The sequence below is a fragment of the Salinibacter pepae genome (genome assembly GCF_947077775.1).
GTDB classification, from domain to species: Bacteria; Bacteroidota; Rhodothermia; order Rhodothermales; family Salinibacteraceae; genus Salinibacter; species Salinibacter pepae.
In genome coordinates this window covers 212087-224561 of sequence record NZ_CAMTTE010000001.1, presented here as the reverse complement: position 1 = coordinate 224561, position 12475 = coordinate 212087, and the positions used below count along the sequence as shown (strand labels likewise).

The 12475-nt window shown below is 67.7% G+C and carries 11 protein-coding genes; 2 read left to right on the top strand and 9 right to left on the bottom strand.

The features are described from left to right. Positions 1–268: 268 nt before the first annotated feature. The 5 genes from OJA40_RS00970 to OJA40_RS00950 all read right to left on the bottom strand — a co-directional run bounded on the left by OJA40_RS00970 (position 269) and on the right by OJA40_RS00950 (position 7469). Positions 269–1564 carry a M20 family metallopeptidase gene (locus OJA40_RS00970; RefSeq protein WP_208426392.1) on the bottom strand — a complete coding sequence of 432 codons (1296 nt, stop codon included), beginning with the start codon at positions 1562–1564 and terminating at the stop codon, positions 269–271. Positions 1565–1678: 114 nt separating this feature from the next. Then, positions 1679–3835: a FixH family protein gene (locus tag OJA40_RS00965; protein ID WP_208426391.1), complete on the bottom strand. Its 2157-nt coding sequence runs from the start codon at positions 3833–3835 to the stop codon at positions 1679–1681. A gap of 12 nt (positions 3836–3847) precedes the next feature. Further along, on the bottom strand, positions 3848–5512 hold the full coding sequence (locus OJA40_RS00960) for a S8 family serine peptidase (protein ID WP_208426390.1): 1665 nt from the start codon (positions 5510–5512) through the stop codon (positions 3848–3850). Continuing rightward, on the bottom strand, positions 5505–6458 hold the full coding sequence (locus tag OJA40_RS00955) for a calcium/sodium antiporter (RefSeq protein WP_208426389.1): 954 nt from the start codon (positions 6456–6458) through the stop codon (positions 5505–5507). Before OJA40_RS00955 ends, OJA40_RS00960 begins: the two co-directional genes overlap by 8 nt. A gap of 207 nt (positions 6459–6665) precedes the next feature. Further along, positions 6666–7469: a cytidine deaminase gene (locus OJA40_RS00950; protein WP_263809826.1), complete on the bottom strand. Its 804-nt coding sequence runs from the start codon at positions 7467–7469 to the stop codon at positions 6666–6668. A 168-nt stretch (positions 7470–7637) separates the two neighbouring features. Here OJA40_RS00950 and OJA40_RS00945 point away from each other — a divergent pair, with 168 nt between their 5' ends. Next, entirely contained in the window at positions 7638–7982 is a 345-nt protein-coding gene (locus tag OJA40_RS00945) for a hypothetical protein (RefSeq protein WP_208426395.1), read from the top strand. A 108-nt stretch (positions 7983–8090) separates the two neighbouring features. Here OJA40_RS00945 and OJA40_RS00940 read toward each other — a convergent pair whose 3' ends face one another. Beyond that, complete coding sequence (locus OJA40_RS00940; RefSeq protein ID WP_263809825.1) at positions 8091–8375, bottom strand: hypothetical protein; 285 nt, start codon at positions 8373–8375, stop codon at positions 8091–8093. A gap of 431 nt (positions 8376–8806) precedes the next feature. Here OJA40_RS00940 and OJA40_RS00935 point away from each other — a divergent pair, with 431 nt between their 5' ends. After that, positions 8807–9187: a hypothetical protein gene (locus tag OJA40_RS00935; protein WP_208426387.1), complete on the top strand. Its 381-nt coding sequence runs from the start codon at positions 8807–8809 to the stop codon at positions 9185–9187. 137 nt (positions 9188–9324) lie between these two features. Here OJA40_RS00935 and OJA40_RS00930 read toward each other — a convergent pair whose 3' ends face one another. From OJA40_RS00930 to OJA40_RS00920, 3 genes are all read right to left on the bottom strand, one after another. Beyond that, a complete protein-coding gene (locus OJA40_RS00930) occupies positions 9325–9462 on the bottom strand; it encodes a hypothetical protein (protein WP_011404156.1) in 138 nt (45 codons plus the stop codon). A 113-nt stretch (positions 9463–9575) separates the two neighbouring features. Beyond that, positions 9576–11072, bottom strand: coding sequence for a TolC family protein (locus OJA40_RS00925; RefSeq protein WP_208426386.1), 1497 nt, complete (start codon positions 11070–11072; stop codon positions 9576–9578). Positions 11073–11123: 51 nt separating this feature from the next. Further along, complete coding sequence (locus OJA40_RS00920) at positions 11124–12422, bottom strand: HlyD family secretion protein (RefSeq protein WP_263808328.1); 1299 nt, start codon at positions 12420–12422, stop codon at positions 11124–11126. Positions 12423–12475: the final 53 nt, after the last annotated feature.

Here is a 12475-nt window from a genome sequence, read left to right as displayed (position 1 = left end):
CTTTCCGTTGAAACATTTGAATAGTAAATAACAAAAGCGTCGGGCTTGGTCAAGTCCCAGGAAAGCCTTCGAATGGAAGAGGGCCCCGTCCACAGAGTCGGAGGGGGCCTATCAGGGGGGCGTGGACCAACGGCCACGGCCGTGTGGTCGAAAATCCGTACGTCCGGTCGTGATGACGAACGAGGGTGCTGTCGTGCGTCCCAGCCGTCAGGACACGGGAATTTGGGGGGCGGGCCGGACGAGCCCATGACGCACGCGTCCTGCGGCGTCAGTGGGTTGCTTCGGGGGTTCCGTTGTCCGTCGACGTGAGGCTGGGACTGGTAGAGGGAGCCTCCGATCCCGCCCGGTCGAGGTGGTTCAGAAGCACCCGCGCCATCAGGCGAGAGGTAGGGGCGAGAGGCGTCTCGTCGAGGTCGAACCGGTGGTGATGAAGGGGGTAGCTGGTTTCCGGCCCGGACGCCGTGCCGACCCGAACGAAGCCGCCGGACACGTGCTTCAGGTAATGGGCAAAGTCTTCTCCGCCCATGCTTGACTCCGAGATCTGGTGGATCGCCTCCTCCCCGAATGTATCTCGGATGGTGGCCTCCACGTTCGCGATGGCGGCCTCGTCGTTGATCACAGGAGGAGACCCGTCCTCGAAGTCCAACTCCACGTGTGCCTTATGGAGGGACTCCATCCGGTTGGCAATCTCGCGCATGTGGGTGCGGATTGTCTCGCGGTCGTCCGGCGATACGGTCCGCAGGGTGCCGCCGAGGGAGGCCTGCTCGGGGATCACGTTGTGGGCCTCACTGCCGTCGAGCATGGTGACGGTCAGGACGCTCGGGGTGCGGGCGTCGGTGATGCGTCCGGACAGCTGGTAAAACTGGTTCATCAGCTGCGAGGCGATCCACACGGTGTCGGCGCCCTCGTGGGGGCGGGCCGAATGGCCGGTTCCTTCCTGACGAATGCGCACCTCGAACCGGTCGGACGAGGCCGTTGCGGGGCCGGTGATGAGGCCGTAGCGGCCCACCTCCAGGGTCGGATCGACGTGCACCGCGTACACGGCGTCGAGGCCTTCGAGGATGCCGCCCCGGATCATGAGGGGGGCGCCGCTGGGGAGGCCCTCCTCGTTGGGCTGGAAAAAGACGCGGGCCCGCCCCTGCAGTTGGTCACGGTTGTTGTGGAGCACCAGGGCAACCCCGATGGCGATGGCCGTGTGGGCGTCGTGCCCACAGAGGTGGGCGACATTGGGGGTTTGTGAGCGGTAGGGGACCTGCTTCTGGTCCTGCGTGGGCAGGGCGTCGATGTCGGCCCGGTAGCCCACAGCCCCCCCGGGGGCGCTGCCTTCGATGTCGACGTACAGCCCCGTGCCGGCGATCGGCCCGTAGACGTCGAGTCCGTATCCCTCCAGGGTCTCCCGAATGAAACGGGACGTGTTGTGCTCCTCCATTCCCACCTCCGGATGCCGGTGGAGGTACCGGCGCACGCCCACCAGCACCTGCGCAAGGGACTGGGCTTCGTCGGCCATGTTGGCGACCGGATCGGGGAGGTGAGAGCGATCAACGGGGGAGACGGAAGAGAGCATTCGGGACTAAGAGACTCGTGTGCGACGCCGACGACCCGCCCGTTCTGTAGGCACAGGACGGTCATACTGAAGCTACGGGTCGGTCCCCCCAAGAGATTCGGCGGATGCCGGTGGTCACGTGAGTCCGAGGAATTTTCGAAGCGTCCACTCGCTGGCCAGGAGGGCGAGAATAGCGATGAGGAAGAGCGACGTGCGCCACAGTTCGGCCTCCGACGACTGACGGACGACCTCCCTGGAAAACGAGTTTTGGTCGGACAGGTCTGTCGGAAGCTGATCGACCGTCTGGGGCGTGTAGGCCGTTCCGCCCGACCGGCTGGCCAGTTGGCGCATGAAGACGGCGTCGGCGCGGGGCGACTGGTACTCGATTCGGAGGGGGGCGACGGAGAACTCGCCCCGGTCCGTGCCCAAATCGGTCTCACCGAGCCGGGCCTGCGCTTCGTACTGGTACGTGCCCTCCGGCAGCGTCCCCACGTTGAGCGTATACCGGCCCTGCCCGGTCGGGTCCATGGTGTAGGGGTACTCGGTGCCGGCCGAATCCGTAACTGTCACCTTCACCGTGGCGTCCGACACCGGCTGCCGGCTCTGGTCGTACACCTGACCGGTAAAGGAGACGGCGTCCGTGCCCCCGAAGGGGGAAGCAGTGGGACGGACGCGCACCGGCGAGTCGTCCGCTTCGGTGCCGGCCCACCGAAGCAGGTTGGAGGCCAGGCCGGGCCAGAGTGGATCGGCCGCCCGAAGTTCCGACGGCAGAAGGGCCCACCGCCACACCCCATTCCCAAGAAACGCGGCGGTCCGCAGGCCCGCGCGGCGTCGGAGAACCAGGAGGGGGGCGGACGTCGTGGCGGCGGTCCCGAGCACCTGAGCGTCCGGCGTGGGCGTCCACGCGGACGCAGGCACCTGGAGGGGCGGGAGCCGCTCGAACAACGCCCCCTCGGCGTCCTCAATGCGAAGGACGGGGTGCTGCCGGGCACTCTCCACAATCCGGAAGGGGGCCTCCGCAAACGATGAGGTCGACGCGTCCGGACGGGCGGGCAGCGACGCCTCAAAGTGCTCGGTCCAGGCGGCCAGGTCCGTCTGGCGGTCGAGAAAGTAGAGGGCCGGGGTGCCGTCGTCAATGAGGGTGGCGACGCGCTGCACCACGTCGTCGGGCACGGAGGGGCTCGGAAAGCCGGCGAGGACCACTACATCGAAGGGCGACAGGTCGTCCGGCAGCGGGCCCTCCAGGAACGTTCCCTCGGGGGTTGGGATGCGGGCCGTGACCTCCGTGTCGGCGGTTCGCTCGTAAACGCGGCGGAGCGCGCTCACGTCGGGGGCGGGCGCCGCGCCGAGGAGGAGCACCTGCCGCTTGCTTTCGAGAACCCGTAGCGATGTCGACTGCGCGTTGTTGCGGGTCGTCACTTCGCCGGCAAGCTCGGGGACCCGGACGGTCACCTGCTGGAGGCCGGCCTGCTCGGGCTCGAAGGTCAGGTCCACCGACACCTCGCCGGTGCCATCCGGGAGACGCACCGGGCGTTGGTCGAGCGTGCGCCCGGACTGTTCGAGGGTGACGGGCACCGGCTGGCCGGGCCCCTCGGTGACGCTGAGGGTGACGCGGACGGGCACCGACGAGTTGAGGTAGGCCCGGTCGTTCGTCGAGACGTCCTGAACGCGGAGGTCACGCTGTCGGGCGGTGTCGCCAACGGTGACGGTGTGCACCGGAACCGGAGACCGGTCGGCCACACGCAGGGGATTTTGGCCCGTGTTGTACTGGCCGTCGGAGACGACCACGATGCCGCCCAGGTTCTCGTCCCGCAGCTCCTCAGGGGCTGCCTGGAGGCCGCTTGCAAGGTCGGTGCGCGCGCCGTCGAAGCGCAGCGAGTCGATGATCGACCCGGAAAGGGCCCGCGACGCCTCCCCGACGCGGAAGAAGCGTGCCGTCCCCGGCATCGCCTCGTCTTGGAGCGCATCGATGACGGGTCGAACGGAGGTTCGAGCCGCGTTGGGGCGGGCGGTGGAGGTGTCCCCGGCCGTCACCACCTGCAAGCTCTGGCTGTTGTCGACGAGGACGGCCAGGACCGGGGGACGCTCGGTCGACCGAAACTGTTGCAGGACCGGTTCGAAGAGCAGGAAACAGATGAGGGCGAGGGCGAGAAAGCGAAGGCCGCCCAGGAGCAGGCGCCACCCTGCACTGAGCGAAGGGACGGTCGCGCGGTAGGTCCCGTACGTAAGCCCCCCCGCCACGGCCACGCAGAGGAGAAGCAGCCAGGGGGAGTACCCGAACGAGAACGCCATGCCGCGGAGAGGTTACTTGGAGAGTGTGACGCGCCCCGTGGCGTGGTGGCCCCGGTCCGTCGTGACGACGTACCGGTACAGGCCGGGCGGGAGGCCGCTCACGTCGACTGGAAGCCGGTTCGGGCCGGGGTGCCCCGCCCGTTCGACGCGGCGCACCCTGTGCCCGAGCGCGGTGTGGAGGGTGACCCAAAGGCGCGTCGTGTGGGGCGGAGCGGAGACCGGAACGATGAGGGACGGGGCGTCCAGGGCCGTGTGCGGCGCCGATACATGGAGGGCGGCCGGCGCCGTGCGGCGCGCCTGCCATTCGGCGTAACGCACGGCCGCCTCGGCGTCCACGATGCCCCAACCGCGGGTGGTGTCGGGGGCGTGGGCCTGCGAGGCCGTCTGTCGCAGGAGCCGCCGGACGTCGATTGGGCCCAGCGCAGGGTTCACCTGCAGCATCTGGGCGACAATGCCGGTTACCTGCGGGCTGGCAAAGGAGGTGCCACTAACCCGGGCGTACTGGTCGTTCTTCCAGGCGGCGGGCACCGTCTCCCCCTGTACGACCACGTCCGGCTTGCGGCGGCCGTCTGCCGTGGGGCCACGGGCACTGAAGGACGCCACTGACGAGTCGGGGGCGATGGCGCCCACCGCGATGGCCGAGTCGGCATCGGCGGGTGTGTTGACGTAGAACCAGCAGCTGTCGGGCGCGTCGCAGCCGCTGTTGCCGGCACTCACCACCACCGTCACGCCGCGCCCGGCGGCCCGGTCGACCGCTCGGGTGGTGAGGGCCGTGTCCCCGTCCAGGTCGTCCGGCCCGTAGCTGCGTTGGCCGTCGTCGAAGCGGGTGTACCCGATCGAGGCGTTGACCACGTCCACCCCGCGGCGGGTGAGCCACTCCAGGCCCGCCACGAAGTTGTCCTCCTCCACGTTGCGCTCGTACTGGGTAAACTCCGTCGTTGCCCCCCAAATGTTGGCCCCGTAGGCCGGCCCCACGAGCGAGCCGGGCTCGTAGCCGGCGGCCACGGACACGACGCCGGCCCCATGAGTCCCCCCTTGTCGTCCGGTCGTCATGTTTCGGAGCCCCCCGAGCCGATCGTTGGCCCGCAGGTGCGAAAACACGGGATGACTGAGGCCCGCGTAGTTCGCGTCCAGGAAGCCCACGTCCACCCCGCGTCCGTTCAGGCCCCGGGCCAACGGAGACCGGGCGTTGATACGAGACAAGGGCCCGGCCGCCGCCCCCAACGCGGGAGGGGACGGGTCGGTCGGTTCGGAGAGCGGACCGAGGGGACGAAGCGAGGCCACCGGGCGTGTGCCCCGAACGAAGGGCAGCGCCGCCACTGTGGCGCGGGTGTCGGGGGCAAGCCGCGCAGAGACGGCGTGGAGCCAGCGACTCCGGACAAGCGGCCGCACGCCGAGGGACCGGAGGCGGTTCAGGAACGCCGGCGCGACCGGTCGGGCCGCGGACGCACCGCTGGTGGGGGCAGTCTCGGAGGGACGATCCGCGAGGAGGATCCAGTATTTGTCCGTGGACGTGCTGTCGGCGGGGCGGGCCTCAGCCAGCTGCACGGTGCAGAGCGCGCCCAGGCAGGCCGTGAGGGCCAAAAGGGAGAGGGGCCGGACCGCTCGCGCTAGGGGGCGAGACAGGGGGCCCAGAGGAAGAATGTCTTCGAGGGCGGACGCACGTGACTCACACATACAGAAACACCATGAACCCCAGAAAGGCAATCACCATGAATGCCCCTTCCACCCGAGTAATTTTTTGGTCCCACCACGTCAGGGGCACCAGCAGGGCACAAAAGCCCAGCATCACGGGAAAGTGTAGGCGGATCGTTTCCGGATCGACCGTAATGGGCTCGACAATGGCCAGCGTCCCCACTACGAACAGTACATTCAAGAGGTTGCTCCCAATCACGTTGCCCACGGTCATATCGACCTCCTGCTTCAGCGTCCCCACCATGGAGGCCGCCAGCTCGGGCAGGCTGGTGCCAATGGCCACCACCGTCAGGCCGATCACGACGTGGTCAATGTTCAGGACATCCGAGATCGCAAGGGCGTTGTCGACCATCAGATGGGCCCCGAGCGTGAGCCCCCCCATGCCGCCAATCACGTAGACGGTTTTGGCCAGGGTTGAGAGATCAGGATCGGCGGCGTCCAGCTCGCCCTCCATGCTCTCCAGAACAGTGCCTCTGGTGGTCCGGTGGGCGTCGTAGAACACGTAGGCCGCGAGTCCCGAGAGGAGGACCACCATCAAGACGCCGTCCCGGGCCCCAATCACACCGTCGAGGGCACAGAGGTAAAAGAGCACCATCACGCCGAGCATGACCGGGTACTCACGTCGCAGCACCTCCGGCGTGACGGCGAGAGGCAGCACCACGGCACACGCCCCGAGGATGAGGGCCACGTTGCTAATGTTGGAGCCGATGATGTTGCCGATGGCGAGCGGGGACTCCCCCGAGATCAACGCAAATACGTTGACCAGATACTCCGGCATCGACGTGCCGAGGGCGACCACCGTCAGGCCCAAGATGACGGGGCGAATGCCGTACTGTAGGGCGATGCTGGAGGCGCCCTGGATGAGGCCTTCGGCGCCCAGGTAGAGCAGCAGCAGGCCGACGAAGAAGAGAAAAACGTATAGGATCATGCAGGGCTACTCGGGTGGATCGCCGACCGGAGCGGGGATTCTGCCGATGGACCGGTGAGCGCATGGGGGCACAACCGGTTGGGCGTCGGAGACGATTCGCTGAGGAGCGGCATTCGTCGGCCCGATCGATGGGGAGTGGGAACGTCCCCGTTGCGGTCCTGACGTGGTGGCGGGGGCATTCGGGCTGAGTCGACGCTCTGCGAGGGCTTACGAGGCGTCGAGCAGGGCACGCCCCCGAAACGAGCCCGGTAGCAGGGCCGATGCACTGGAGCGCTCAGGGTCAGCGTCATGCCGATCCATCCAAAGCGTCGCCTCGGGCGCGAGTTCCGCGAGAAGCTGCCGGCACGCCCCGCACGGGGTGCCCTCGGGGTCCTTATCGCACGTGAGGTAGAGGCGACGCGGCGACGGGAGTGCGTACGACTGCATCGTGCCCAGGACGTTGCGCTCGGCGCAGAGGATCCGGGCCCAGTCCGGGTGCTCGACGTTGACGCCCGGCACGAACGGCCCCCCTTGAGTCTCGAGAACGGCCCCGACGGGGTACCCGGAAGACGGCACATGGGCCCGCCGGGACACGCGGCGGACCGCCTGCAGGCCGTCCTCCGTCCCGTCGATGGACACGTCGAGGCCCGGAGGCAGCACGGCCTGCATGGCGGGCAGCGCACCGTTCCCGCCCGCACCCCGAACCCAGGCGTCGTCGGCGGCCGGCTCGAAGGGCCCTTGGGGCAGGTCTTCGACATAAAGGGCCTCCTCCCGTCGGAAGGGGCGTGAGAGGACGAAGGCCACGATCGACGGCTCGTGCCCGAGGGCGACGGCCGTGGTGTAGGCGTTGAGCAGGGCCGGAATGGTAAGGGAGTAGGAGGCGCTCTCCAGGCGCACCCCAGGGACCCAGCGGCCGTCGTCCAACAGGAGCACGGCCGCCGTCGGCGCGTCGGAAAACGGCACGTGGGCGCGGGGCAGAAGATCGCGCGCCCGGCGACGAGGCGGGTCGAGGGCGGAGTCGGGCGGGGGCATAAACCGCGGGTGGGATCCGAAATTGACAAATTGGACCGGTGGGAATCGGTGAAAACGGGAGGAGGTTCCGGTTTGGACGAGAGACAAACGCGGGGCGACCTTTCGGTCGAATCGGCTGGTGCTTAGATTTGGATCCAAGTTATCTCTGCCGCAACCCCACGCCGCCGCATGCCCGATGAGCCGACCGAACTTGCCGTAGGCGAGAGCTTTGTGACCTCCGAGGAGGGAGACGACCTCCGGGTCGAGACGACTCGTAGCGAAGAGCATCTCTTCACGACGACCTACCGAGACGCCGAGACCGGCACCCTCCGTCTGGCCCTGCAGGTGGACATTACGACCGGCTCCGCGGCCATCGACCCCCGAAGCTACGACGCCGACTTCTGGACGCTCGTGGTGGAGGGGCTTCCCCGGCCCGACCTAGATCTGCGATCGGCCCTCGCGTCGGTCGAGGAGCCCGGCATTGAAGTGGACACGGGCCGGCGCGAGCTTCATGTTCAGTCCGACGATGCCTGATCGTTGTGCGGGCCTGCTCCCGCCTCACCCACCGGCCGCGCGTCCCCCTGCGACCCCTTCAGTGCACCGCGGGCGAAGGCCCATCGCGGCGGGGACACGAGCGTCCAGTCAGGGGGCCCTTGAGCCTCCCTCCTCCGCAATCACGTACGCGTCCCCTCCAGGCATCGCGACGAGAAGAATTTGTGGAAGAAGGCGGGACGACGCGAGGCGACCCTCGTAGCGGTACCGCGGCGTGCCCCACCGGGGCTCCGCGGCAAAGTAGCGATGCTTGGTGACGCGCACCTCTGTCGCCTCGGCCTCGTCATTCAACGCTCTACGGGTGGCCGTGGAGGGCGGAAAGAGGCACATCCCGACGGTTCGTCCCACCGCAACCAGTTGGATGTTCTGACGCATGCAGGGGGGCTGTGGCACGGGAGGACGAATCGCCTGGAATGAACGGCGATATCGACGGAACGGTGCCGGGGCCGTTCCCAGGACCCGGTCGCGCATTTCCCCGTCCGGATTCAGAAATGGTGGGGAGGCGTTACCGGTTTACAAGTTTAAAAAAGCACTCTACATTTTCGGGACTTCCGGTGTAGGTTAAGGCTTTCAACTCTATTACGTTTTGCTACCACGATCCCGGAGCAATTGTACTGACGTGTCGTGTTTCGGGTACTTGCATGTGACACTGCGTTTGAGCTTCCGTCGGTCCAATTCCTTTGAATCCGGGCTGACTGGGATTCTCCTGCATGACGCGTGCTGCCGTGCCCTGCCGTGGATGCACCCCGCATCGGCACGGCGCGACGGTGTGCTAATTCCAGCAGCCTGCCAAATACCTCGTCGCCGTGAGCCGATTCCCCCGAAGCCTCTTTCTTGCCGTCCTGTCCCTACTTATCGCAGCGCCCGCCGTCGAGGCGCAGACGCTGAAGCACGACTTTCAGCGCGATGGGGAGGAGTATACGGTCTACCTCCGCATTGAAGATCAGTGGATCGAGACGTGGCGTGTGGGGGAGGAGGGGGACTGCATGATGTACCCATCCTCGGTCCAGTACGAGAACGACAAAATTCGTTTTCGGCAGGGAACCGAGTGGAGGGTGAACCGGGTCGACGCGGAGACAATGGACATCACGTTTCCGGAGGGCCGGACCATCACCTACCAGGAGACCCAGCGCGACCCTGCCGTCCTCTGCAACGCCACCGACGGGGGTTCCGGCGACGAAACCTGATGCGATGCCCCGTGACGCCCCGCATCCACAGAGGGCACGCCGGGGGATGGACCGCCGCGCCGGGATCGGCCCTCCGGGTCGCGGGTACGCCGAACGTCCTCACCGGGTCCCTGCACGAGCCCGAGCCCCCCGCCGTCTCAACCCTCCTCGGAGTCGTCCGGGGTCTCGGGGGGCTGAAGCAGCGTCCACAGGACATACATGGCCCCGAAGCCGAGGCCGAAGACGAGCACAATTCCAAGTGTGATGGCGACGAGACTGACAAAGGCCAGCGTCATGGCATTGGTTGTGTCAGGGAGAAAGTCCTTGCGTCGGTTGTGTGAGGGCCCTTGTGTGAGGGCCCTCCGTTCGTGTTCGATGGATGCGCTTCCGGGAGTGGGGCAGAAAGAAGCTACTCTCGTGGGAAATCCGACCCGGCGCGACGTTCGCCGTCGACGTACGGGTCGGCAATGGTGCCCGTGGCCCACTGAAAGGCCGCGAGGGCCTTCAGGGTGCTAATTTGGGCGGCGATGAACTGCTTTCGGGCCTTCGCCAGGGATTGCTCCCGCTTATTGAGCACGAACAGCGTGCCCTGTCCCTGCTCGAAGCGCCGCTGCTCCAGCCGCCGAAGTTGTTCAGCGAGCCGCTCGTTGCGCTGGGCCGATCGGGCCCGGCGGTGGGCCTGAGACAGGGCGGCGAGGGCGGACTCCACGTCCGCCCGCACTGTTCGCCTGGCGATGTCTTGTTTTAGTTTGAGGTCGCGCAGCGCAATTTTGGTTTTCTCCACCTCGCTGCGTCGGCTCCGGGAAAAGAACGGCTGGTCGACCTCGAAGCCCACCTTGACGTCCGAAATGTTCAGTGGACTGTCCGTGTACGACACGGCCTGGGCCTCAAGTTTAACCTTGGGGCGGAGCCGCTCCTGCGCTAGCCGCTGCTCGATCTCCGTCTTCTGGCGCTTGAGGTCCATCACCCGCAGCATGGGGCGGCGCGCGAGGGCGGTCGCCACGGCATCTGCCCGTCGGGTGGTGTCGACAGGGGCGGGCATGTCCAGGGCCGGGGGCGCGTAGCGGAACGTCGCGGGGGAGCCGTCTTCCGCCCACAGAAACGTGGCGAGCTTGATGCGCTTCTCGCGGGCGGTCCGTCGCGCTTTCTCCAGCGTCGCCTGTCGGCTGGCGGTCGTCCGGGCCGCATCGATGCTGTCGACCGCCGGGATTTCGCCGGCCCGCGCTTTTTTCGTGACCAGGGCCCGGCGCCGCTCCGCCAACTGGAGGAGCTCACGGCTCACCGCCAGGGTCTGGCGGGCCTTCACCCAGTCCCAGAAGGCCCGAGACGCCTTCAGCAGCAACCGGTTTCGTTTTCTGGCCTGCAGGGCGTCGGCCCGACGGGGCGCCAGCCGGGCCTTATCGAGCGCGGCGCGGGACTTGTCGGTCCGGAATCCCCCGAGCGGCGCGAACGAGAGGCCGAAGCGCGTCTCCCCCACCCGGGAGGTCTTTACCGACGGGTCGATGCTGGAGCCAAGCCCACGGCGATAGTCGAACTTGAGGGTCGGACTTGCCGGCAGGTTCAGGGGCCAATTGACCCCGCTCCGTAAGACATTCAGCTTGTCCTTTCCGTCCCGCGTCTTGTACGCGTAGCCAGACACGAGCGCCGGTTCGAAGCCGCCCCGGGCGCTTAGGACTTGGGCCGCCGCCCGGTCGTCTTCCAACCGGTTGGCCCGGGCGGATGGACTGGTCGCCAACACCCGGCGCCGAACGTCATCCAGGGTGAGCACCGGGCAGTCGTCCGACGACGGACAGGGGACGGTGGCATTTGGGGGGCCGCTTCGCTCCGGCGCCCCAGAATCTTGTGCCTGGGCCGCCGTCCCCATCAGGGCGACTGCGAGGATAACGACAAAAACGCGAACGGTCATCCGTATCGGGTGTGGTGGGACGTGTCGAATCGTCGCGGCATCCCCGGTCGACTACTTCGCCGGGGCCGTGCCTTGCTGCGTGGAGAGCTGCGGGGGAAGGCCGTTCATGCGGCGCCAGATTTCGTACCCGAGCGACACGCTGGACAGCAGCACGGAGCCCTTCGCCGGCGCGCCCTGGCGAAGGTATTGGGGGCTCGGCCAGCTGGGATTTCCGGCGGACGTGTCCGGCACGACCAGCATCCGGAAGCGCCCGGAGCCGTCCCCGACGGGATCGATGAAGCGAACCGTTCCCGCGAAGGTGCCGGTGGAGGCGTCGGGCAGCCCCGAGAACTGGAGGGCGGGGAATCCGGAAAATTGGAGCTGGACCTGCCGGCCCGGCTCAATGAGGGAGGCGCCGATGCTGCTCACGAAAAGCTCTGCGGCCCGGTCGTCCGTGTTGGGGGCCACGGTCGCGAGCGTCGTCCCCTTCTTCACGATCTGGCCCGGTCCCACGCGGTTGATGCTGGACACCGTTCCGCGAATGGGGGCGCGCACGATGGCATTGGAGGCGCGTTCGCGGGCGTTGTCGACCTTGCGGCTGAGTGCCGCCTGCTTGGCCGCCAGCTTCTGCTCCTTCCGCTCCACGTTGAGGCGGGCCGACTCGACCGCCCGGCGCGCCGCGGCCAGGTCCGCGGCGGTGGCGACCGAGTCGGTCCGTGCCTTTCGAAATTTGAGGCGAGCGGTCTCCAGGTCCCGGACGGACGAGATCCCGTCGTCCTGCAGGTCCTCGATGCGGGCCAGCCGGGTGCGGGCCGTCGAGACGCCCAGGGTGGCGTTGCTGACCTTCTCTTCGGCGGACCGGCGTTTCTGGCGGGCCTGGGCAAGCTTCTGGCGGGCCCGCTCTACCTCCAGGCGCAGCCCGTTGAGTGTACGGGTCCGTTGGGCGGCCACCCGGTCCGCAAACTGGTCGTCCAGGTAGGAGGAGCCCAGATCCTCCAGAACCGCGACGGTGTCCCCCTTTGCGACCTCATCCCCCTCGACGACGTGCCAGTCGGCGACGCGGGCCGAGATGCGGGATGCAACGGTCCGGGGGCGGGCCTCCGGGGCGTAGGCCGTCACCGTCCCGCTGCCGGAGACCGTCTGGCGCCACGGGATGAACGCCAGGGCGATCCCCAGGGCGACGAGAAAAAGTGCCGAGACGACGAGAATCGAGCGCGTGATTGCGGGGGACTGTGCCGCCTGCAGGGCACTTGTGCGTCCCAGGTTTGCGGGCGCGTCCATCTCCGCCGTCGGCTGCAGCCATTGCCGCTCCTGAGAAGGGGGGCGTGCATCGGGGGCGGAGGGGTCCGAATCGGGCCGGTCAGCGCTCATGTCGGGCAAACGTGTGGGCCGGGAGAAACAGATGAATGATGGGGGGCGCCCAA

Excerpts from the sequence above, each read along its gene's own strand:
- OJA40_RS00950 (WP_263809826.1), bottom strand. The coding sequence starts at position 7,469 with ATGCCCCCGCCCGACTCCGCCCTCGACCCGCCTCGTCGCCGGGCGCGC.
- OJA40_RS00940 (WP_263809825.1), bottom strand. The coding sequence starts at position 8,375 with ATGCGTCAGAACATCCAACTGGTTGCGGTGGGACGAACCGTCGGGATG.
- OJA40_RS00955 (WP_208426389.1), bottom strand. The coding sequence starts at position 6,458 with ATGATCCTATACGTTTTTCTCTTCTTCGTCGGCCTGCTGCTGCTCTAC.
- OJA40_RS00925 (WP_208426386.1), bottom strand. The coding sequence starts at position 11,072 with ATGACCGTTCGCGTTTTTGTCGTTATCCTCGCAGTCGCCCTGATGGGG.
- OJA40_RS00960 (WP_208426390.1), bottom strand. The coding sequence starts at position 5,512 with ATGTGTGAGTCACGTGCGTCCGCCCTCGAAGACATTCTTCCTCTGGGC.
- OJA40_RS00945 (WP_208426395.1), top strand. The coding sequence starts at position 7,638 with ATGCCCGATGAGCCGACCGAACTTGCCGTAGGCGAGAGCTTTGTGACC.
- OJA40_RS00970 (WP_208426392.1), bottom strand. The coding sequence starts at position 1,564 with ATGCTCTCTTCCGTCTCCCCCGTTGATCGCTCTCACCTCCCCGATCCG.
- OJA40_RS00965 (WP_208426391.1), bottom strand. The coding sequence starts at position 3,835 with ATGGCGTTCTCGTTCGGGTACTCCCCCTGGCTGCTTCTCCTCTGCGTG.
- OJA40_RS00920 (WP_263808328.1), bottom strand. The coding sequence starts at position 12,422 with ATGAGCGCTGACCGGCCCGATTCGGACCCCTCCGCCCCCGATGCACGC.
- OJA40_RS00930 (WP_011404156.1), bottom strand. The coding sequence starts at position 9,462 with ATGACGCTGGCCTTTGTCAGTCTCGTCGCCATCACACTTGGAATTGTG.